The sequence below is a fragment of the Stenotrophomonas sp. CASM110 genome, assembly GCF_049384345.1.
Lineage (GTDB): Bacteria > Pseudomonadota > Gammaproteobacteria > Xanthomonadales > Xanthomonadaceae > Stenotrophomonas > Stenotrophomonas muris.
Genome location: NZ_JBMRGI010000001.1, coordinates 1 through 19,949 on the forward strand (window position 1 = coordinate 1; position 19,949 = coordinate 19,949).

Consider the following 19,949-nt stretch of genomic DNA (forward strand, 5'->3'; position numbering starts at 1 on the left):
GCCGGAGCTCATGAGGTTGCCGGCCAGCGGCCGGCACTACCGCAGGGATGGACACGGTCTCTGAAGGTTCTCTGCCGACCAAGGTCGGCACCTACCAAAGCGGTGCACGGTGTTGCCGGCCAGCGGCCGGCACTACTCCTCCAGGCTGGCGTTCCAGAATCCCTGCAGCACACCGGGCGTGGTCGCCAGCGTCGCAAGTACAGCGTCCAGTTCGCCGGCATCCACCGTGGTGGCATACAGCACCGCTTCGATCTCCACATCGCGCTCACCGAACGGGCGCTGGTCCACCGCGCGCACCGGGTAATGCGCCTGCTCAAGCAGCAGCAACAGCTGGTCCAGCACCTCGGCCTGCTGCTCGCGCTGGCAGACCACGTTGATCGCATAGGTCGCCTCGCTGAACGCTTCCGGCAGCGGCTGCCGCTGGATGCGGTTCACCACCGGCCGCAGCAGGGTATTGGCGGCCAGCACGAACACCGCTGCGAGCACTGCTTCGGGCAGCAGCTTGATGCCTGCACATGCTCCCACCGCCGCCGATCCCCACAGGGTGGCGGCGGTGTTCAGGCCGGACACCTGCGCGCCGTCCTTCATGATCGCGCCGGCGCCGAGGAAGCCGACGCCGGAGATCACATAGGCCACCACATGCAGCGGCGAGGGTGGTCCGCCGTACAGGTCATGGAAGCGCACCGCCAGATCGACGAACACTGCCGCACCCACCGCCACCAGCGTATTGGTACGCAGGCCGGCGGTGCGTTGCCGCAGCTGCCGCTCCAGGCCGATGACCGTGCCCAGCACGAATGCCACCGACAGGCTGATCAGCGAGCTGAGCGTGGCGCCGGCGTTGAACGCCGGCAGGTTGGGATTGATGTCCATTGCGTTTCTCCCTGGACAAGCGGCGGGTGCTTACTGCCAGCCGTAACGACGGATGTAGAACTTCTTCAGCGCGGTGGTCAGCACCGCATAGCCGAACAGGATCGCCACCAGGAACGGCCAGTAGCCGGCCGGCAGCGCCTGCAGCTTGAAGTAGCCGGCCAGCGGGCTCATCGGCAGGGCCACGCCGATGGCCATGATCAGGCCGGTCATCAGCAGCAGTGGCGGCGCGGCGATGCTCTGCAGGAACGGCACCTTCGGCGTGCGGATCATGTGCACGATCAGGGTCTGGGTCAGCAGGCCGACCACGAACCAGCCGGACTGGAACAGGCCCTGGTCGGCCGGCGTGCGTGCATCGAACACGTACCACATCAGCGCGAAACAGCTCAGGTCGAAGAGCGAGCTGATCGGCCCGAAGAACACCATGAAGCGGCCGATGTCCGCCGGGTTCCACTTCAGCGGCTTGCGTACCAGTTCCTCATCCACGTTGTCGAACGGAATGGCGATCTGCGAGATGTCATACAGCAGGTTCTGCACCAGCAGCTGCAGCGGCAGCATCGGCAGGAACGGCAGGAAGGCCGAGGCCACCAGCACCGAGAACACATTGCCGAAGTTGGAGCTGGCGGTCATGCGGATGTACTTCAGCATGTTGTTGAACGTACGCCGGCCCTGGATGACGCCTTCCTCCAGCACCATCAGGTTCTTTTCCAGCAGGATGATGTCGGCCGCCTCCTTGGCGATGTCCACCGCGCTGTCCACGCTGATGCCGATATCGGCTGCGCGCAGCGCCGGCGCATCGTTGATGCCGTCACCGAGGAAGCCGACCACCTTGCCCTGCGCCCGCAGCTCGCGTACCAGCCGCTCCTTGTGCAGCGGCGTCAGCCGGGCAAACACGCGATGGTGGTGCAGCGCCCGCGACAGCGCGCCGTCGTCCATGCGCTCGATCTGCGGGCCGGTCAGGATGGTGTCCGCGTCCAGCCCCACCTGTGCGCAGACACGGGCGGTCACCAGTTCGTTGTCGCCAGTGAAGACCTTGACCTCGACACCGTGTGCGGCCAGCGCCTGCAGCGCCTGCGCAGCCGACTCCTTCGGCGGGTCCAGGAAGGCCACGTAGCCGACCAGCGTCAAACCGCACTCGTCCGCTTGCGAGTAGGCGCTCTGACTGGCCGCGGTCTCCTTCATCGCCACCGCCACCACGCGCAGGCCCTGTTCGTTCAGTTCCTCGGTGGTCTGCCGCACCCGCGCCAGGCGGCGCTCGTCCAGTGGCATGTCCTGGCCGTTCTCGCGCACGGTGCTGCACACCGCCAGCATCTCTTCCACCGCGCCCTTGCAGATCAGCTCATGGTGGTCCTCGCGCTCGGACACCACCACCGACATGCGGCGGCGCTCGAAGTCGAACGGAATCTCGTCCACCTTGTGGTAGTCCTGCGACAGCCGCAGCGAACTCTGCAGCTCCACGTGCTCCAGCACCGCGCGGTCCAGCAGGTTGATCAGCCCGGTCTGGAAGTGGCTGTTGAGGTAAGCGAACTTCAGCACGTCTTCCGAATCGTGACCGAACACATCGGTGTGGCGCTCCAGCGCGATCCTGTCCTGGGTGAGCGTGCCGGTCTTGTCGGTGCACAGCACTTCCATCGCGCCGAAGTTCTGGATCGCATCCAGGCGCTTGACGATCACCTTGCGCCGCGACAGCAGCACCGCACCCTTGGCCAGGGTGGAGGTGACGATCATCGGCAGCATCTCCGGCGTCAAGCCCACCGCCACCGACAGCGCGAACAGGAACGCCTCGGTCCAGTCACCCTTGGTCCAGCCGTTGATCAGCAGCACGAACGGCACCATCACCAGCGCGAAGCGGATCAGCAGCCAGCTGACACTGTTGACGCCGGCCTGGAACGCGGTGGGCGCACGGTCGGTAGCGGTGCTGCGCTGGGCCAGCGTGCCGAAGTAGGTGCGGTTGCCGGTGGCCAGCACCACGGCGGTGGCGGTGCCTGACACCACGTTGGTGCCCATGAACAGCAGGTTGTGCTGCTCCAGCAGGCCAGCCAGGCCGTCGCCGGGGTGCGCGAACTTTTCCACCGGCAGCGACTCGCCGGTCATTGCGGCCTGCGCCACGAACAGGTCCTTGGCGGTCAGTACGCGGCAATCGGCCGGAATCATGTCACCGGCCGACAGCACGATGTGGTCACCGGGCACCAGCTCACGGATCGGCAGGTCCAGCAGGCGAGCCGGACGACGGCTGTGCAGGTGGGCGCCGAAGTACTGGTCGGCCACATCGGCGGCCTCGGTGCCCGGATTGCGGCGCAGCACGCGCGCGGTGTTGCCGACCAGCGCCTTCAGCCGCTCGGCGGCACGGTTGGAGCGGCCTTCCTGCACGAAGCGGATCAGCGTGGACAGCAGTACCATCGCACCAATCACGATCGTGGCCTTGATGTCCTCGGTCAGCCAGGACACCGCCGCCAGTACGGTCAGCAGCAGGTTGAACGGATTGCGGTAGCACTGCCACAGGTGCCGCCACCACGGCAGCGGCTTTTCGTGATCCACCTCGTTGGGGCCGAGCGTGGCCAGCCGCTCCTCGGCTTCATGCGGGCTCAGGCCATCGGCATGCGACTCCAGCGTTGCAAGCAGCTCGGCTTCTTCCTGCTGGGCAAGGGTGACCAGACCGGTGGTAAGCGCGAACGGCGCCGCTTCGGCGCTGCCCGGGCCAAAGCCGGCTTCGGGCATCGCACGACGGCGGAACAGGTTGCCTGCGCGACGGCTGCGCAGGAAGGCGTTGAACCAGGCGTTGAGCAGGCTCATGGGACGCTCCTCGAATGTCAGAGCCGGCCGCAGCCGGAACACGAACGGAATGGGTGAGACAGATCAGGCGTGGCGCATCGCCAGCACCGCCGGCGACCACGGCTGCATGTGCAGGCGCTGGCTGCCGCCGATGCATAGCGGCTTCATCGCATCGCGCAGCGGGTAGGGCAGATGGCGCAGCACGGTGATCCGCTCGCTGATCGGCAGCAGCGACAGCGCGTCGGCCACCACGCGCGGCGAACCGAGCGACAGCGAACGGGCGAACATGACCGGGCCGTGCTGCAGCAGCTGGCTGCGCAGGGCGGCAACATCGCGCTCGCCAATCAGGCGGCGCAGGGTGATGTAGAGGATCTTGTAGGACATGGGGGTGATCTCCAGGCAGGCGGCACCTGGCGGTCCCCCGTCACTCAGGCAGGCAGGGACCGGCGGGCAGGCGCCAGGAACAGGCAACAAGCGGGCATCCGGGGCGCGGTGCGCCCGGCAGGGTCGGGGTCCATCTGCGTCTCCATGAGGGGAGGGGGCCGGCCAGGGTTGCCCTGGCCAGTGGCGCTATTGTCCGCCCCTGAATGGGGTAGTCCTAGAGGCCCGTGGGTTAGCCCGGCTATACCTTGGTATAGCCGGGCGTATGCGGTGCCGATCGAGGGTTCAGTGGTGGGTCAATGCGTGCCGCTGGTCTGCTTGCAGACGTCGTACTCGCCACGGGTCAACGTCTTGTCACGGTCGGTATCGCAGGCATGCAGGCGCTCGGCCCAGTCGGGTGCCACGGCATCCACTTCGGCCAGCGTGACGATGCCGTCCTTGTCCTTGTCCAGCGACTCATACGGCGGTATCAGCTTCACTTCGGTGACGTCCTCGGCGGCGGTGGCCTTGCTCGCCTCCTGGGTTCTGGAACAGGCGCCCAGCAGCAGGCCGATGGTGATGAGGAGGACAGCAGAAACGCAGCGAATACCGGTCATGACAGGCTCCAGAAGTGGGGGCGCGGGCCATGGGTCTGGATGGCCACGGCCGGATATTCGGCCCGGATCTGTAAGCGAGCTGCGAAGAACCGACCGGGTCGCCAGATGGCGGTGGGCCACCGTTCACCCGCACGCCCCATGCGTGTACCAGCCGCCGATGCTGTTCCAGGGCGTGCCGTCGCGATGTGCAACGGGCCAGACCGCCGCGGCCGAGTGCGCGGACAGGATTTCCGGGTTGACCTGGGCGGAGCCACTTTGCGAGGTCGGAAATATCTGACCTTTTTGCAAGTTGTTGCATGGCCTGATTGTAAAGATGCCGTGAAACTAATCGCTCGCCTCTCCCCGCGGGTTCGTCATGCAACGCGCACTCCTTCTCCTCCTGCTGGCCCTGTTCGCCAGCAGTGCCCAAGCCACGACACCACAGATCAATGTGGGCCTCCTGTTCGATCATCTTGCGCCAGCGCACAGCAACCTGCTCAAGCGCATACGCAATACCGGTGGTGTGACCGCATACGTGCGCGTTGAGGTCACCGAGATGCACTTCGATGCAGACGGCAAGGTTGTCGAAACGCCAGTGGACACCGTGGCGCTGGTACGCAATGCACCTGGCGCGCACGGGGTGATCGCCAGCCCCAGCCGCCTGATCATTGCCGCCAATGGCCAACAGGCGACGCGCCTGGTCTATCGCGGTGACCGCGATGAGGAGCGCTACTACCGACTGCGCTTCATTCCGGTGGTGCCGAGCGCCGAGGAGTTTTCGCTCAGTGATGCGCAGGTGCAGGAGATCACCGGGCTGACTTCGGCAGTTCGCGTGTTCACCGGCTACGGCACCATCCTGTTCGTGGCACCGCGGAACACGCGCTATGACACCCGTGTGCAGGACGGTCACGTGCACAACGGTGGCAACGCCACGGTGGTGCTGGACAACCTGCGGTACTGCGAGCGAAGCAGTCCGGATGCCTGCACGCCCGGCATCATCGTCCATGTCCGGCCCGGGCGAACCTATGCGCTGCAGGCCGACGACAGCCGGTTCGCCCGCTACGACCTGAGGGAGGGCGACGACCGCCGCAGCATCGACTCGCGCCGCTGATCGTCCGCCCATCTCCCCTTTCTGCAACGTCCCCACCGGGTTCGCCAGGCGCCCGGCGGGGAGGCTGTGTCTTCGTCCTGGCGTCGCATCCCATCGTATCCATCCACCGATCCCGGAGCATTTCCATGTCCCTGAAGAAGTACGCCCTGGCTGCAGCCGCTGCAGCCCTCATCGCACCGGCTGTCAGCCTGGCAGCCACCGAATCCAAGTCGATCACCGTCAACGTGACCGCCGACGTCCCGAACACCGCTGGCCTGCAGGTGTCCACGCCTGACGGCTGGGAAGGCCTGCCGCAGAACCTGCCGTGGGACACCGCGCGCGAAACGCTGGGCGAACTGACCGGGCGCGTCATCAACATCAAGTCGCCGGCTGCCATCACCGCCTACCTGACGTCGCCGGCACAGATGGCGTCGGCCGCAGACGTCGTGGACCTGGTGGTGAAGCTGGACAACGTGGAGGTTCCGGCAACCGCCGCCGCCAAGATCACCGTTGCCAACGCGGCCCAGGCCGCCGCGGGCAAGTCGCTGGCCTTCGCCATTGCGCCGACTGCGCCGACGGGCGGCTACAAGCAGGGCAGCTACGGCGGCCAGTTCCACATGATCTTCGAAAGCGACATCACCCCCTGAGTCCTTTCAGGCGCCCCGTCGCATCCAATGATGCGGCGGGGACGCCGGAACAGCGCCCATGCTCTCGTCCTCCAACCACCGTCGATTCCGACTGGCCCGGCTCGCGACCGCGATCGGTGCCGTGGTCCTTGCCACCTCAGCGCATGCGGCCGGCCTCGCGCCGGGCGAGCTGCCCAGCCTGCTGCAGCAGCGCGAACGCATGCCGGCCGAATTCCGCGAGCACCTGTTTGGCAACCCGCTCACCGTGCGCGTGGAGCTGGACGGCCAGTATCTGGGTGACGCCGAGGTTCTGCTGCACGAAGACAACCGGGTGCAGGTGATCGGCTTTGGTGACAGCCACGAAAGCCGGCTGGCACAGACCGAGCGTGCCCGTTGGGGCGAGCAGCTCGCTGAACCGATGGCGCTGGGCGTATGCAGGCAGCAGTGCCGGGGCATGGCAGCGCTGCACTACAGTCTGTCCAACTCGCTGCTGAGCGTGCTGACGTCTGCCGGCGCGCAGAAGGAGGGGCGCCACATCGCCTTGCCGGACGCGGGCAGCCGGGGGTTGATCGTGCGCAACAGTCTTGCCGTGCACGGCGGCCAGGAACAGCAGGCCACCGTACGCTACAGCGCCGAACTGCGCGGCAGTGCCGGCCACTGGAGCACGGTTGGCAGCTACCAGTACTACGCCCAGCCCGGCAGCAGCGAGCACTACCTCAGTGCCCTGTATGCCCAGCGCGAACTGGGCGATCACTTCGTTCGCGCCGGCTACTTCCTGCCCACCTTCGAGGGCATTGTGCGTCAGCCCCGAGCACCGGGTACGCAGAACGATACGGCGCTGGGCCTGATGTTCGGATCCTCGGACGTACTGCTGGCCGATACGCGAAGCCCCAGCGTCTATCCCGTCTATGTCACCGCCAGCGGCGAAGGCGTGGTGGAGATCTACCGCGACGGGAACCTGCTGTCCACGCAGGCCGTCAAGCCCGGCATCCAGGAAATCGATACGCGCCGACTACCCGGCGGCATCTACGATGTGGAACTGCGGGTGGTCCAGGACGGCCGCGAAGCGTCCCGCGAAAGCGCCTCCATCCACAAGCCCAGCCGCTGGCAGGATCCCAGCCGGCGGTGGCGCTACAGCGCGTTCGCAGGGCAGCAGCGCGGGTTGCTGGCCAGCGCCGGAAGCGCCCGCGAGGGCGGCGCCGCGGCCGGTGCCGTGGTCAATTACCTGTTGCACTCCCGTGCGGTGGCCGGGGCCACCGTGCAGCGGATCGGCGCGCGGCATTCGGCGGGTGTGTCGATGGACTGGCAGGCCAGTGACCGCTTCAGCACGTACACCAATGTCTATACCTCCAGCGACGCCGGGCGCGGCGTGGACCTGCAGGGCCTGTACCGCTATCGTGCCGGCTCGGTGGTGGCCAACCATGCGCGCGGTTGGGTGGAACAGCGCGAGCGCGTCGTGGCGGATGCCGGCAGCGCACCACGCTGGGAGACCCGCGGCGGCTGGCAGGACACAACGGCCGTCTCGATCACGCATCGTTTCGGGCACCGTGATACCGCCAGCGTGCGCGTGGCCCGCAGTTCGGGCTTCACGCGCGGGACCGGCATCGATGTCTCTTACGGGCGCCGGGAGACGGTGTTCGGCAAGCACGATGTCAACTGGCGCGTTTCCGCCTATGACCGCCCTGGCGCCCGCTACACAGGCTACCGGCGGCAACGCGGCATCGACCTGACGGTCAGTGTCTCGCTGGGCAGCGATCGACGCAGCTACAGCGGCAGCCTGGGCAGCCGCACCGGCGATGCCGGTCGCCGCGATACCTATGTGACCGCCTCCTCCACACAGCGCGTGGACGGCGCCGTACTGCAGAGCGTGAATGGCACGGTCACCGCCGAACGGGGCGGGCTGGGCGCAGGCGCGGGTGCCTCGCTGCAGAGCGCGTTTGTGGAGGGTGACATGCAGGTCTACCGCAGCGCGGCGTCGGGCCGCATCAGCGGCACCGCCAACCTCGACAGCACCGTGGTCATTGGCGGTGGGCGCGCCGCCGTGCTGGGGCAGGGGCGCGGCAGAAGCGCCGACACCGGGCTGATTGTCGATGTCCGCAGCGATTATCCCGATCTTGCCCTGCGTGCGGACGACAGCCACGGCGGCGGCGTTGCGCTGCGCCCGGGCCGCAACTTCGTTCCGGTGGCCGCGTATCGCGCAGGCCACGTGCAGTTCGACTTCCAGGGGCGGCATGCGCCGTCGGCAACGCTGCAGCCCTCGGTCGTCAGCTATCACCTCAACAAGGGGGGCGTGATGCATGCCACGCTGGACGTGCTGCGCACCTTCACCGTCATGGGCCAGGTACTGGATGCAGACGGCAACGGTGTGCGCGGCGTGCAGGTGATCAACCACGCCGGCCGCGGCGTCAGCCAGGAGGATGGCTTCTTTACCCTGGAACTGAGCGCCCGTGCCCCGGTGGTGGAGTTGCGTTACCCCAACATGGTCAGCTGCACGCTGACGATGGAGGAGGGGCGCTACCCCAGGGAAGGGGATGTGTTGATGGTGGGGGCGACGGGATGCCCGCCGTCGATCGCGAGAACCGAGGAACATGCGAAATGAGAATCCGCTCGCTGATGGCGGCGCTGCGAGGCGCGGCGCTGGTCGCGCTTGGGATGGGGTCAGCAACGCAGGCGCCTGCGGCAGAAGTGCTGGTCACGGCAGAGTTTGCCCCGTCAGCCCTGGACCCGGGCCGGATGGTCTTCCGTAATACAACGCCGCGCGGCACCTACTGCTCTTGGCGCCCAGAGTTCTGCACTGACGATGGTGCCTACTCTGTCGATGTTCCGCTGCAGTGGAGCAAGACCTACGTGCACAATGGTGACGTTCGTCAGCGCTTCTATCTTGGATTGCCCGCTGCTCGGTCGGTCATGCTACGGAACACCACCACGGGTTCTGAAGCTGAAGTACGAATCGCGATAGCCACCGTCAGCGGTCATATGACGCCTGGGGGTGGAACCAATCCCGTATACACACGATCAGTACGCGGAGGCTGTCGCTACGTTTATACGGCTGGCGTCGGATCATTTGTCAGGTTCGGATGGATCGTCAGCAATCCAGAGACGCCGGTGCCGTGCAACTCGCAAGGAGATGCAGCACTTCCACACCCGGCCGATTATGCGATGTCTTGGTTCGGCTTGGGTCTTCTCATAACTGCACCTTCGCCCCTGTCCCTGAGCGATGGTATCTATGAAGGTGCGTTGACCTACACTGCAGGAGGCGCGGGCAGCGACATCGACTTTGGCGATGATGTCACCACCGAGCCGATCACGTTGAAGTTCCGCTTCACGGTATCCCACCAGTTCCAGGTACGTTTCCCCAGCGACAATCCGCAGGTGCACCTGGCGCCGGAGGACGGTTGGGCGCAGTGGACCGATCAGGGCCGTGCCCCGGCACGCCTCTTTCAGGAGCTGCCATTCCATCTGACCAGCTCGATGGACTTCAGCATGAAGCTGCGCTGTGAGCACGACGCAGGCACTCGCTGCGGCATTCGCAACCACGCGCTTGGGGAGGTTGTACCGGTGGATGTGGACGTCACCCTGCCCGGCATGCGCAATCTGCGCGATGGGCGCCCGGCGCAGGATACACCGCTGTCGCCCGACGACGCACAGGCGCCGCGCTTCACACCGGATGGCTATCTGATGCAGCGGCGGTCGACCTTGCGGTTCACCGCAGGACGGGACGCCGTAACAGAGATGCTGAAGGCGCCAGGCTTGCATTGGGAAGGCAACATGACCGTGGTGTTTGACGCCAACCCGTAGTCGCACGCAGGAGTGTGTTGCGGGGGGGCCGGCCAGCGGCCGGCACTACCCCAGGCGTTCAGAACCGGTCGGCAAAGGCATCCGTCGCCCGCACCAGCGCATCGACCGTGGCCGGCTCGTTGGCGCTGTGGCCGGAGGTCACCATCTCCAGGCGCGCTTCCGGCCAGGCCTTCGCCAGGTCCCACGCGCTGCGCGGCGGGCAGATGATGTCGTAGCGCCCCTGCACGATCACGCCGGGCAGGTGGCGGATGCGATCAATGTTGCGCAGCAGCTGGTCCGGCTCCAGGAAGATGCCGTTGCGGAAGTAGTGCGCTTCGATGCGGGCCTTCGCCAGGGTATCCAGCGGATCATCGGTGGATTCGGCATCCACGTCGTGCTGCAGGGTGGCCGCATTGTCTTCCCAGCCCAACCAGGCCTGCGCGGCTTCGATACGGGTTGCTTGATCCGGGCCATCCATGCGCGCCCAGTAGGCCGCGATCATGTCGTCACGCTCGGCTGCCGGGATATAAGCCTCGTAGCGGTCCCAGCGCTCCGGGAAGATCCAGCGCGCACCGCCATCGGCCTCGGCGAACCAGCGGTTCTCGATCTCACGACCGAGGAACACGCCACGCACGATCAGGCCGGTGGCGCGTTCCGGATGCGCCTGCGCGTAGGCCAGCGACAGCGTGGAGCCCCACGAGCCGCCATAGACCAGCCAGCGCTCGATGCCCAGGTGCTCACGCACCTTTTCGATGTCCGCCACCAGGTCCTGCGTGGTGTTGTCGCGCAGCTCGCCGAACGGCGTGGAACGGCCGCTGCCGCGCTGGTCGATCAGCACGATGCGGTAGCGCGCCGGGTCGAAGAAGCGCCGATGGGTCGGCGAGATACCGGCGCCCGGGCCACCGTGCAGGTACACCACCGGAATGCCCTCCGGCGTGCCGCACTCTTCGATATGCAGCGCGTGCAGATCGCTCACCGGCAGGGTGAATTCGCGGTAGGGCTCGATGGCCGGGTACAGGGTGCGCATGGCAGGTATCTCACAAGCAGGGGCGGCCAGCATAGCGCCGCCATCTACGGCTTGCAGTGGCGGGCTCCTGCGCGGCGCTGGAAATGCGCTGGCCGATGCGCATAAGCTTCCGCGATGCAAGCGACCACGACCGCGACGTCCACGTTCAACCTCAGCCTTGGCAGCGGCGCGCGCGAGCTGTTGAAGTGGATCGCGCTGCTGGCCATGACCGGCGACCACATGGCCAAGGTGGTCTTCGGGGGCTACGTGCCGGTGGTCAGCGAACTGGGGCGTATCGCCTTCCCGCTGTTCGCGCTGGTGATGGCCTGCAACCTGGCCCAGCCGGGCGCCGACCTGCGCAAATCGATCCGCCGGCTGGCGCTATGGGGGCTGATCGCGCAGCCGTTGCACGCCTTCGCGTTCGGTTCCTGGCTGCCGCTCAACATCCTGCTCACCTTCACCTTGGCGGCGGTGGCCGTGCATGCGCTTGCGAACCATCGGCCTGTGCTGCTGTTGCTGGCTGCGGGTGTGCTGCCGATGTTCGTGGACTACCAGTGGGCCGGCGTTGGCGCCGTGTTGCTGGCCTGGATCGCGTTCCGGCATCGGGCGTGGTGGCCGCTGCTGGTCGCGCTTGCGGCGGCGTGCTGGGCCAACCACAACGGCTGGGCACTGCTGGCCGTTCCGGTGGTCGTGCTGGCCACGCGGGTGCCGTGGCAACTGCCGCGCTGGCGCTGGATGTTCTATGGGTACTACGTGGGACATCTGGCGGTGCTGGCGTTGATTGCCCATCTGCTTGTGTAATGTCGGAACTGGCGTGTCGCGCGTCTTGAAAGCCGGATGCGGTCAAGGAACGCGTGGTGCCGATGCGGGTGGAGAACGCCGCCGTTGGCATGGCGCAAGTTGTTGAATCTTCGGCTCGATTGTCGATATGCGACAATGCTGCCACTGCGTGAACGTTGCTGTCTTGGCACTTGGGTTGTTGGCGCCTGCCACCCCGTTGTGCACATGATGGGGTGCCACCGAAAAAGGGTGGCCGGGGCCTGGAAACCCCGTTGAGTAAGTGCTGTTTACGCTTGCCAGCCGGCGTCGCCTTGCGCGGCGTCGGCTGGCATTCCGTTCGCGTTCCATGGCGGGCGGTGCGTGGAGGTGGGCGCAAGCCCACCGCCCGGGTATAGCACTGACTCACGGGATTTCCAGCCACGCACCGTCCGCCGCCTTGATTGTTAAGGGTGGTGGTCCCGCATGCCTTGCACGGAGACCTGCCATGAACGCATCGGAGTTCCCCCATCAGCACGCCCCGGCCAATGCCGATGAAGGCCACGACATCCCGCCCGATCCCAACAACCTGACGGCCCTGCTGCATCGCATCGGGTTGGGCGCGGCTGCCGACGGCCAGCCCTGGCCCGAGCGCCATCAGCTGCCGGGCCGGTGCCTGGCGTTGGCCGACGCCGACGGTGCACTGGCCGGGCTGCGTATCGTGCAGGAGATCCTGCTGGCGGCCGAACGCGCCCGCCAGAATGGCGCCCCGGAACAGTACGTGGGCGATCGCGTAATGGAAGGGCTGAAGCTGGCGGCATTGGCGTTGACCAGCCACGCCATCTATCGCCTGCATCCGGAATGACACGTAGATCCACGCCATGCGTGGATGCCGTTCGCGGATTGCCCGACGTCCTGTAGAGCCGAGCCTATGCTCGGCTCAGCGGACGAAACGGAGCCGAGCATGGCTCGGCTCTACAGGGGTTCCACGCCAGCTTAGAAATCCATCGTTGCCGACACCAGCACCGTCCTCGGTGCACCCAGCGCCAGACTCGACAACAACGGCATGCCCCAATACGACTTGTTGGTCACGTTGTTCACGCTGGCCCGCAGCGCAAGCGATCGACGCGCCACGGTGGTGCTGTAGCGCGCCCCCACGTCGAACAACGTACGCCCCGGCACCGACAGGCGGTTGTCCGCACTGATGTACTGCTTCGACATCGCCGTGGCATTGCCGGTCAGGGTCAGGCCCTGCAAGGTCGGCACATCCCATTCCACGCCCAGCTTGGCCTGCCGCTGCGCCACGGCGGTGGCGATGCGTCCTTCATTCACGCCACCGGCCGTGCGGGCCAGCTTCGGCTGCACATAGGCCGCTCCACCGAGCAGGCGCATGCCGTCCATTGGTGCGCCGAAGAAGCCCCATTCCACGCCCCGGTTACGTTGCTCGCCGCCAAACGAGAAGATATTCGTGACCGGGTCGGTGTAGCTGTTCGGTCGCTTGATCTCGTACACGCTGAAGGTGTGCGCGAAGCTGCCCAGGTCCAGCTTCAGGCCCAGCTCCTTCTGCCTGGTGCGGAACGGTGCGAACACATCGCCGGCATTGGCGGCGGTTATCGGCGCGGTGGCGCCCTGGCTGAGGCCTTCGATGTAGTTGGTGTAGAGGGAGATCGTGTCGGTGGCTTTCACCAGCAGGGCCGCTGCCGGCGTGGTGGCGCTCTCGTCGTAGCGCGAGGTGCGTGCACCCGTGGACACGTTGAAGGTCTCGCTGACCACCTGCTGGCGGCGCACGCCCAGCGTCAGCTGCACGCGGTCATCGGCGAAGGCGAGGGTGTCGGCGAAGCCGAGGCTGTCCAGCTTCAGCTCGGTATGCGAGATGTGCGGCGCGATGAACGGCGCCGCCGGGCCCCACACTGGGTTGTACACATTGGTGGTCCAGTCCCAGCCGGGTACGCTGCGCCGGCCGTAGTCGTTCTGGGTGTGCTGGTAGTGGGTCACGTTGGCGGCCCACTGGTGGCCGACGTTGCCGGTCTGGAACGAACCGCGCAGGCCGGCATCTGCGGACTGCTTCTTGATGTCGAAGGCGAGCTGGCCGATCACCGTGGTGAAGTCGCCGGCTGGATTGAGGATCTGCGCGCTGATCGAACCGTTGTAGCGGTAGTCGGTCCTGCTGGTGCCGTACGCGAGGTAGGCCATCAGGCTATCGTTGACATCCAGTTCTCCGCGCACCATCGCGCCCTTGTCCTGGCTGTCCACGTAGGCCCAATCCGGGTTGATCAGCGTATCGCCGCGTGGCGGGCGCGGAATGGCCACGCCCGGTGCCAGGCCGACGCCACGTGCCGGGCCGTCAACGCGGTCGTCGGCGCTGTACAGATCGGCCGACAGCCGCATACGTTCGCCGCGCCAGTCCAGTGCCAGCGAACCGAGCTGTACCTTCTTGCGCTGCTTGCCGACGGCGCCGTCACCATCACGGTAGGCACCGTTGAAGCGGATGCCGAACTGCCTGTCGGCGCCGAGGCGACGGCCCATATCCACGTGGGTGCCGAACTGCGCATCGGAGGCGAAGTTGGCACTGACCCGCAGCAGCGGTTGCTCGCTTGCGCGCTTGGGCACCAGGTTGACGCTGCCACCGACCGAGCCGCCCGGCGGCATGCCGTTGAGCAGCGCAGACGGTCCCTTCAGCACCTCGATGCGCTCGAACATTTCCGGCGAGGTGCGGTAGTAGGGCGCCATGCCGCTGAGGCCATTGAAGGTGGTGTCGCTGGTGTTGGAGGCAAAGCCGCGGATCGCGTAGTTCTCACTCCAGGCACCGGTGACGCCGTTGCTGAACACCGTGGGGTCGGTGGCGGCAATGACGTCGGTCAGGTCCTTGGCCTGGCGATCGCGGATGAAGGACTCGGTGTAGCTGACCGTATTGAACGGCGTGTCCATGAAATCCTTGTCGCCGAGCAGGCCGACGCGGCTGCCGGCAGCCACTTGCCCGCCCGCATAGTCTGCAGTGACCCGGCGTTGTTCCTGCACCTGCACCGACGGAAGGGTGGACGGCGCGGCGTCGGCCAGCGCGGCGAACGAGGCCAGCAGCCCCAGCGCGAGGGCGGACACCCGGTAGCGCCGGACCATGCCCGGCGAATACATCAGGCCGGAGGATGCGGCGGCAGCGCGATGCTGTGCAGAAGTGAAGTTGAAAACGGTCATGCCAGAGTCCTGTGAATCGCAGGCGCGAGCGCGCCTGGCGCGCTGCCGACGGCAAGCACGGGGAAAGGGCGCAGCGCAGGGTTGTTGGCTGGGTGGGGACCTGGCGGGAGGTGAGCCATGGGCTCGGTTACGGGTGCGCGGCGGACGCATTCCGAATTAGTTGAGTAAAGTAAACTAAATCAGTCGAAGCGGACAAGAGGGTCCCTTTGCTGGCACCCTCAGCAGGGTATGGACGCGCACCGTAAGAGCAGGCACCGTATGAGCACGCACCCCGATCCAACGGCGCCGACCCGTGGCCGCCCGCCCACCATCACCCCGGAGCGTCTGGCCGACATCGGCATCCGCCTGGGCCTGCCCAACCTGACCATGGCCAACGTGGCCGCCGAACTGGCGGTGACCCAGGCAGCGCTGTACAAGCGCGTGGCCAACCTGGAGGCGTTGAAGCGCCTGGTGGCTGAGGCGGTGTTCCAGCGCTGGCAGATTCCGCGCGCGTCGGTCGACGCACCGGGTGGGCTGGAGGCCTATCTGATGGGGTTCGTGGAGTCGCTGTGCGAAGTGGTGAAGGCGCATCCCGGGCTACCGCCCTACCTGCTGCGGCGCACGGTGGCGACCGCGCCGATGCTGGAAAAGATCGCCTCGCACCAGGCGCACGTGGCCGAGGTGTTCGGCCTGCCGGTGGACAAGGCGCGCTGGCTGCTGGCCACGATCGCGTTCTACTGCATCGCCGGTGCCGACACCATCTACGCGATTGCGGATGACGAAGAAGGGCAGGTGATCACCGAGTTCAAGCAGGGCATGCGGGCCCTGGTGATCGGTTCGCTGGAGGTATCGCGGCTTCGGTAGATGCACGCCATGCGTGGATGATCGCGGCCGTTCACCATGACGCCAGCCAGGCGTGGCCTGGCTCTACTGGACGGATCGCGTAGTGTCGAGAATACAATGCGGCCATGCCTGCCACGCCCACTCTCGATGACCTTCGCCGCTACGCGGTGGCGCGCACCTTGTTCAAGCCGACCACGCTGCTGACCGCGATCCGGCGGCTGGGCTTCGTGCAGGCCGACCCGATCCGCGCACCCGCTCGCGCGCAGGACCTGACCTTGCGCCACCGGGTGAAGGACTACCGCGCGGGCGATCTTGAGCGCCGCTACACGCGTCTGCCGGTGGAAGAGGATTGCCTGGTGAACTACGGCTTCCTGCCGCGCGAGCATCTGGCGCTGATGCACCCACGGGTTTCGAAGCGCGAGTGGGATGCCGAGACCCATCGCCGTGCGGCCGACGTGCTGGCCTTTGTGCGCGAGCGTGGCAGCGTGCACCCGCGCGAGGTCGACCAGGCCTTTGCGCATGGGCGGGTGACCAACTACTGGGGCGGCACCAGCAACGCCAGCACGCATCTGCTGGATGGCATGCACTACCGCGGCCTGCTGCGGGTGCAACGGCGCGATAGCGGCACGCGCATCTACGCGGTGGCCGATCATGCCGAGCCCGATTCCAGCGAACAGGCGCAGATCGAACGTGCCGCCGCCCTGATCGACCTGGTGGTGCGCAAGTACGCGCCGCTGCCCTCGGCCAGCCTGACCTATCTGGTGCGCCTGCTGGGCTATGGCGCGCCGCACCTGGCCGAGCAGACCCGCAAGGCATTGGCGCTGGCCAAGCAACAACTGGCCAGCTGCACGCTGGAGGGCACCACCTGGTACTGGCCGGCGGACGAGAATCCGCGCTCGCGCCGCCATGCACCGGATGAGCAGGTGCGTCTGCTGGCGCCGTTCGACCCGGTGGTGTGGGACCGCCGCCGCTTCGAGCTGTTGTGGGATTGGGTGTACAAGTTCGAGGCCTACACGCCTGCACCGAAACGCCAGTACGGCTACTACGCACTGCCGGTGTTGTGGCATGAGCAGGTGGTGGGCTGGGCCAACTTGAGCGTGCGCGAGGGTGAGTTGGTGTCGAGCGTGGGCTATGCCGGCAAGTCGCTGGCCCGCGACAAGGTATTTCGTGGCGCGCTGGACGACGAGCTGCAGCGCATGGCGGAGTTCCTGTAGCGCCAAGCGGCGCATGGGTATCTATCGATCCCGGTAGCCACCAACCTTGGTTGGCGCTGGCTTCCGTCGGTGCCCACCAAGGTGGGCAGCTACCAGAGCAACTCCGCTCAGGCCTGGTAGCGGCCAACCTGGGTTGGCGCTGGCTTCCATCGGTGCCCACCAGGGTGGGCAGCTACCAGAGCAACACCGCTCAGGCCCGGTAGCCGCCAACCTTGGTTGGCGCTGGCTTCCGTCGGTGCCCACCAAGGTGGGCAGCTACCAGAGCAACACCGCTCAGGCCCGGTAGCCGCCCACCTTGGTTGGCGCGGGCTTCCATCGGTGCCCACCAAGGTGGGCATCTACCAGAGCAACACCGCTCAGGCCCGGTAGCCGCCAACCGTGGTTGGCGCTGGCTCCCGTCGGTGCGCGCCAAGGTGGGCAGCTACCAGAGCAACACCGCTCAGGCCCGGTAGCCGCCAACCTTGGTTGGCGCTGGCTTCCATCGGTGCCCACCAAGGTGGGCAGCTACCAGAGCAACACTGCTCAGGCCCGGTAGCCGCCAACCTTGGTTGGCGCTGGCTCCCGTCGGTGCGCGCCAAGGTGGGCAGCTACCAGGGCAGCACTGCTCAGGCCTGGTAGCCGCCAACCTTGGTTGGCGCTGCTCTCGTCGGTGCCCACCAAGGTGAGCAGCGACCGGTCAAGCGGCGCCCTTGTGGTCCGCATCGTCCATGCCGGGGCTGACGCGGCGGCCGATATCCTTCAGCCGCGCAAGCTGATCCACCATTGACGGCGCATCGTCCAGGCTGCCGACGAAGGTCCACAGGTAGGTCATCACCGCGTAGACGTGGCCCGGTGTAACGCCTTCACTGGTGGCAAGGCGGCCGATGGTCAGCGCGAACAATGCCGCGGCAGCCAGGCCGATCACCACATAGGCGCCGGCCTCGCGGTCGGACAGCAGGATCCGCAGGCGCGACAGCGTGGTGTAGTGGCGGCGCAGCACCGAGGGGCTGACCCGGTCGACCAGCCGGATTTCGTGTTCCAGGCGGTTGTTCAGTCGGCCGTGCAACTGCTCGTTGCGGCGTGCGAACGAGGGCAGCACCAGCAGGGCGCCGAGCAGGGTGGCCAGGCCAGCGGCACCGACCATCGGCTCGATCGCCAGCAGCATGGCCACTGCACCGAACATCGATGCCAGCGCGGTGGCGATGATCGGCACGTGCTTTTCAAAGAAGTCGACGAACTCGCGGGCCAGCACCACGCGTGCCGCCGAAGTGGACGTCGCCTGGCCCAACCGGCGCTGCGCCTGCACCACGCTCACTGCCAGATCGGCATAGATGCGGGTGAAGGTGCGCGTATCCACCGCCCGACGGGCGGCACCCACCAGCCAGAACAGCAGTACCACGCCGGCATAGGAGATGGCATGGCCGATGTTGCCGCTGATGATCGCGTCTACCGCGAAGCCGGCGAACAACGGATAGGCCAGCAGCAGGGTGTTCTCCAGCGCCACCAGCGAGAACGTGCCGGTCAGCTGCCAGGGGTAGGTGCGCAGGATGGCCTTGAGCGTGGCGGCCGCATTCTGCTGGCCGATGCTGCCGGCGGCGGCCGCTGGATCGTGGGGGTGTTGCATGGGATGCCTGGGGGGTTCGGGGACAGGGCAGGGGACGGATGCCTGCCATCTGCCGGGTAGCGCCCAGTATCTGCAGCCCTTTGGAGCGGGCATGGAGGGATGATGGAGATTGCGTGGAGAAATCGGCGGCGTTCAGCCACGCGCGTGGTGCCCACCAAGGTGGGCCGCTACCAGGGCAGCGCCTACGGCCTCAACGGCGCACGTGCACCGGCCAGCGGATCTCGAACGAACTGCCGCCACGCTCGGTAGCTCGGCACTGCGCCGTTCCGTGATGTGCCACGGCAATCGCACGCACGACCGCCAGGCCGAGACCTGAGCCCCCACTCTGCCGTGAGCGCGACACATCGGTGCGCTGGAAGGCTTCGAAAATGCTGTCGCGCAGGTCGTCCGGCACGCCGGGGCCACCATCTTCCACGGCCACCGCGCAGTGCCCCTCAGCGAGGGTGACGCGCACCCGCAGCGGGCAGGGGATGGCATGGCGACGGGCGTTCTCCAGCAATGCCAGCACCGCCTGGCGGATGCGGGCCGGATCGCAGTCCGCCAGCGACGGCCGCGCGTCCAGGCTCACCGAGAAGCCACTTTCGGTCAGCGCCTCGGACATCGCCTCCACCACCGCCGCCACCTGCACGCTGACGTCGCTGCGTTGCAGGCGCAGATCCAGGTGGCCACTCTCGGCCAGGCTGACCACGCGCAGGTCCTCGATGATGCGGGTCAGTCCCTCCAGCTGGGTGAGCATGCTGTTGAACTGCTCGGGGCCCGGCTCGAATACACCTTCGGCGATGCCTTGCAGGCGGCCACGCAGGATGGTCATCGGCGTGCGCAGTTCGTGTGCGATGGCCGCGTTCCAGAACACGCGGTTCTCGGACATCCGGCTGAGCCGCTCGGCCATGGAATTGAAGTCGTTGACCAGCGTGGCGGCCTCGGCCATCGAGGTGTCGCCGCCGCGTGCGCGCGCCTCCAGGTCACCGCTGGCCACGCGACGCAGGCTTGCGGCCACCGAATTCAACGGGGTGATGATGCGGCGGGTCAGGCGAGACGCGATCAGGGTGGCCAACGCCACCACCACGGTGGCGGTCAGGCCGATCCACAGCCACTCCAGCCCGGAGGGCATCATGGACTTCGGCTCGTCATACCAGCGCGGATAGAACACCTCCAGCAGGTAGTAGAACAGGTAGAAGCCGCTGATCGACAGCACCGTCGAACACAGCGAGGCCACGGTGATCGACAGGCTGATCTGGCGGCCGATGCTCTTGCCTTTCGCAGTCATC

General features: G+C 66.8%; 16 protein-coding genes. 8 read left to right on the forward strand and 8 right to left on the reverse strand.

The genetic code is table 11. The features are described 5' to 3' along the window. Nucleotides 1–132: 132 nt before the first annotated feature. The 4 genes from VG561_RS00005 to VG561_RS00020 all read right to left on the reverse strand — a co-directional run bounded on the left by VG561_RS00005 (nucleotide 133) and on the right by VG561_RS00020 (nucleotide 4,616). Nucleotides 133–870: an MgtC/SapB family protein gene (locus VG561_RS00005; RefSeq protein WP_012511185.1), complete on the reverse strand. Its 738-nt coding sequence runs from the start codon at nucleotides 868–870 to the stop codon at nucleotides 133–135. A gap of 30 nt (nucleotides 871–900) precedes the next feature. Further along, nucleotides 901–3,660 carry a magnesium-translocating P-type ATPase gene (mgtA, locus tag VG561_RS00010; RefSeq protein ID WP_049439576.1) on the reverse strand — a complete coding sequence of 920 codons (2,760 nt, stop codon included), beginning with the start codon at nucleotides 3,658–3,660 and terminating at the stop codon, nucleotides 901–903. Nucleotides 3,661–3,723: 63 nt separating this feature from the next. Beyond that, a complete protein-coding gene (locus VG561_RS00015) occupies nucleotides 3,724–4,023 on the reverse strand; it encodes a hypothetical protein (protein ID WP_005413574.1) in 300 nt (99 codons plus the stop codon). Between the two features lie 293 nt (nucleotides 4,024–4,316). Further along, entirely contained in the window at nucleotides 4,317–4,616 is a 300-nt protein-coding gene (locus VG561_RS00020; RefSeq protein ID WP_262093878.1) for a hypothetical protein, read from the reverse strand. 355 nt (nucleotides 4,617–4,971) lie between these two features. On the opposite strand from VG561_RS00020, the gene VG561_RS00025 reads away from it, so the two are divergent. From VG561_RS00025 to VG561_RS00040, 4 genes are all read left to right on the forward strand, one after another. Next, nucleotides 4,972–5,706: a CS1 fimbrial subunit B flags: Precursor gene (locus VG561_RS00025; RefSeq protein WP_414611957.1), complete on the forward strand. Its 735-nt coding sequence runs from the start codon at nucleotides 4,972–4,974 to the stop codon at nucleotides 5,704–5,706. A 125-nt stretch (nucleotides 5,707–5,831) separates the two neighbouring features. Next, complete coding sequence (locus VG561_RS00030) at nucleotides 5,832–6,332, forward strand: CS1 type fimbrial major subunit (RefSeq protein WP_049408751.1); 501 nt, start codon at nucleotides 5,832–5,834, stop codon at nucleotides 6,330–6,332. 58 nt (nucleotides 6,333–6,390) lie between these two features. After that, nucleotides 6,391–8,910, forward strand: a complete 2,520-nt coding sequence (locus tag VG561_RS00035; RefSeq protein ID WP_423179242.1) for a TcfC E-set like domain-containing protein — start codon at nucleotides 6,391–6,393, stop codon at nucleotides 8,908–8,910. Beyond that, nucleotides 8,907–10,109 (forward strand): hypothetical protein, encoded by a 1,203-nt coding sequence (locus tag VG561_RS00040; protein ID WP_164077678.1) that lies wholly within the window; start codon nucleotides 8,907–8,909, stop codon nucleotides 10,107–10,109. The genes VG561_RS00035 and VG561_RS00040 overlap by 4 nt, the downstream gene beginning before the upstream one ends. A 58-nt stretch (nucleotides 10,110–10,167) precedes the next feature. On the opposite strand, the gene pip is transcribed toward VG561_RS00040, so the two are convergent. Further along, a complete protein-coding gene (gene pip / locus VG561_RS00045; RefSeq protein WP_164077679.1) occupies nucleotides 10,168–11,115 on the reverse strand; it encodes a prolyl aminopeptidase in 948 nt (315 codons plus the stop codon). A 114-nt stretch (nucleotides 11,116–11,229) separates the two neighbouring features. Between pip and VG561_RS00050 the strand changes: the two genes are divergently transcribed. Beyond that, complete coding sequence (locus tag VG561_RS00050; protein WP_197574972.1) at nucleotides 11,230–11,895, forward strand: TraX family protein; 666 nt, start codon at nucleotides 11,230–11,232, stop codon at nucleotides 11,893–11,895. Nucleotides 11,896–12,358: 463 nt separating this feature from the next. After that, nucleotides 12,359–12,715 carry a hypothetical protein gene (locus VG561_RS00055; RefSeq protein WP_164077680.1) on the forward strand — a complete coding sequence of 119 codons (357 nt, stop codon included), beginning with the start codon at nucleotides 12,359–12,361 and terminating at the stop codon, nucleotides 12,713–12,715. A 131-nt stretch (nucleotides 12,716–12,846) separates the two neighbouring features. On the opposite strand, the gene VG561_RS00060 is transcribed toward VG561_RS00055, so the two are convergent. Next, complete coding sequence (locus VG561_RS00060; RefSeq protein WP_197574970.1) at nucleotides 12,847–15,042, reverse strand: TonB-dependent siderophore receptor; 2,196 nt, start codon at nucleotides 15,040–15,042, stop codon at nucleotides 12,847–12,849. 258 nt (nucleotides 15,043–15,300) lie between these two features. Here VG561_RS00060 and VG561_RS00065 point away from each other — a divergent pair, with 258 nt between their 5' ends. Together VG561_RS00065 and VG561_RS00070 are read left to right on the forward strand one after the other, a co-directional pair. Next, complete coding sequence (locus VG561_RS00065; protein WP_014647283.1) at nucleotides 15,301–15,885, forward strand: TetR/AcrR family transcriptional regulator; 585 nt, start codon at nucleotides 15,301–15,303, stop codon at nucleotides 15,883–15,885. A 104-nt stretch (nucleotides 15,886–15,989) separates the two neighbouring features. Further along, nucleotides 15,990–17,078, forward strand: a complete 1,089-nt coding sequence (locus tag VG561_RS00070; protein ID WP_049406620.1) for a DNA glycosylase AlkZ-like family protein — start codon at nucleotides 15,990–15,992, stop codon at nucleotides 17,076–17,078. A gap of 676 nt (nucleotides 17,079–17,754) precedes the next feature. On the opposite strand, the gene VG561_RS00075 is transcribed toward VG561_RS00070, so the two are convergent. Further along, the gene (locus tag VG561_RS00075; protein WP_169411074.1) at nucleotides 17,755–18,681 is read right to left on the reverse strand and encodes an ABC transporter six-transmembrane domain-containing protein; all 927 of its coding nucleotides are present in this window, start codon (nucleotides 18,679–18,681) and stop codon (nucleotides 17,755–17,757) included. Nucleotides 18,682–18,871: 190 nt separating this feature from the next. Further along, nucleotides 18,872–19,948 (reverse strand): ATP-binding protein, encoded by a 1,077-nt coding sequence (locus VG561_RS00080; RefSeq protein ID WP_049406889.1) that lies wholly within the window; start codon nucleotides 19,946–19,948, stop codon nucleotides 18,872–18,874. Nucleotide 19,949: the final 1 nt, after the last annotated feature.